Raw genomic sequence first — 1274 nt, forward strand, 5'->3', positions numbered from 1 at the left:
ACGCGCCACCGACACCGAATCGACCTTCCGCCGATAACCCAACGACACACAACCACCACCGCCGAGGACCGAGCCACGTACGCGGCGCTCGACATCGCCCGTCGGCTCATCTAGACCCGAGAGCGGCCCGAACCCCGTCAAGGATCGAATGCGCTCCCTGGTCGATGAGCAGAGCGGCCAGGGACGCGCCGAGCTTCTCCGGCTCCGTGGACGGGCCGGTCAATGTCTCGGCGACCCGTACGCGTCCGTCCAGCGACGTGACCTGGCCCGACAGAGAAAGATCACCACTCGGGAGGGTCTCGGCGAACGCGCCCACGGGCACCGAGCATCCGCCGTGAAGCTCGGCGAGTAGCGCACGCTCGGCGCGGACCGCAGCGTCAACGGACGCGTCACCAACCGTGGACAGCACGTCACGCAACGGGGCCGACTGTTCGTCCGTCCGGACTTGGATCCCGAGCGCGCCTTGTCCGGGGCTCGGCGGGAACAGATCGAGGGGCAGCACTTCCCCCATGGCGTCATCGAGGCCGAGCCGGCGAAGACCCGCAACCGCGAGGACCACGGCGTCAAGCCCCATGGTTTCGATCTTCTTAAGGCGGGGCGGAACGTTCCCCCGGATCGGCACCACATCGAGATCGGGCCGAACCGCGAGCAGCTGAGCAACCCGGCGAGGGGCCCCCGTACCGACTCGGGCCCCCTTCCGGAGCCCCGCGAGGGTGGACCCGCACAGAGCATCGCGCACGTCCTCGCGTCCGGGCGGAGACAGCAAGGCAAGCCCGCGAGGGTTCGACGTAGGAAGGTCTTTCAGCGAATGAACCACCACATCCACGTCACCGCGGGCAAGCGCCGCTTCCTGCTCGCTGCTGAACGCCGACCCCCCGCTGACAGCGGATACGGCAGACAGGGCCGACCGGCGGTCCTTGTCGCCCCCTTCCAAGATCACACGATGGGTAAAGGTGATCGCGGGGAACCGTTCGCGCAGGGGGCGCAGATACTCGCGGACCTGTGCTTTGGCGAGATTACTTGCGCGGGAACCGACAAGGTACGTGGTCACGGTGACCCCATTCCGATGCCTGACAGGGTGTCACAAGGCTATGAGCCGCACACCCGTGCTCATACAGACACAGGGTCGGGAACGGGGGTGTCGCTCCGCGTTGGTAGTCCTCGCCCCGGGTTCGCGGACCAAGTCGAGGCACCGCGATATCGCGTGACACACCCCGCCAGGGGCATACGGATCCGCCTCTCACCCGCCCGGCCCGGCAACTAGGGTGGCCGGA

At 67.7% G+C, this 1274-nt stretch carries 1 protein-coding gene; it reads right to left on the bottom strand.

Features of this window, described 5'->3' with window-relative positions:
* Positions 1 to 106: 106 nt before the first annotated feature.
* Positions 107 to 1051: a hydroxymethylbilane synthase gene (hemC, locus tag FF041_RS22860; protein WP_323392431.1), complete on the bottom strand. Its 945-nt coding sequence runs from the start codon at positions 1049 to 1051 to the stop codon at positions 107 to 109.
* Positions 1052 to 1274: the final 223 nt, after the last annotated feature.

The sequence above is a fragment of the Streptomyces jumonjinensis genome (assembly GCF_009600885.1).
Classification (GTDB): Bacteria; Actinomycetota; Actinomycetes; order Streptomycetales; family Streptomycetaceae; genus Streptomyces; species Streptomyces jumonjinensis.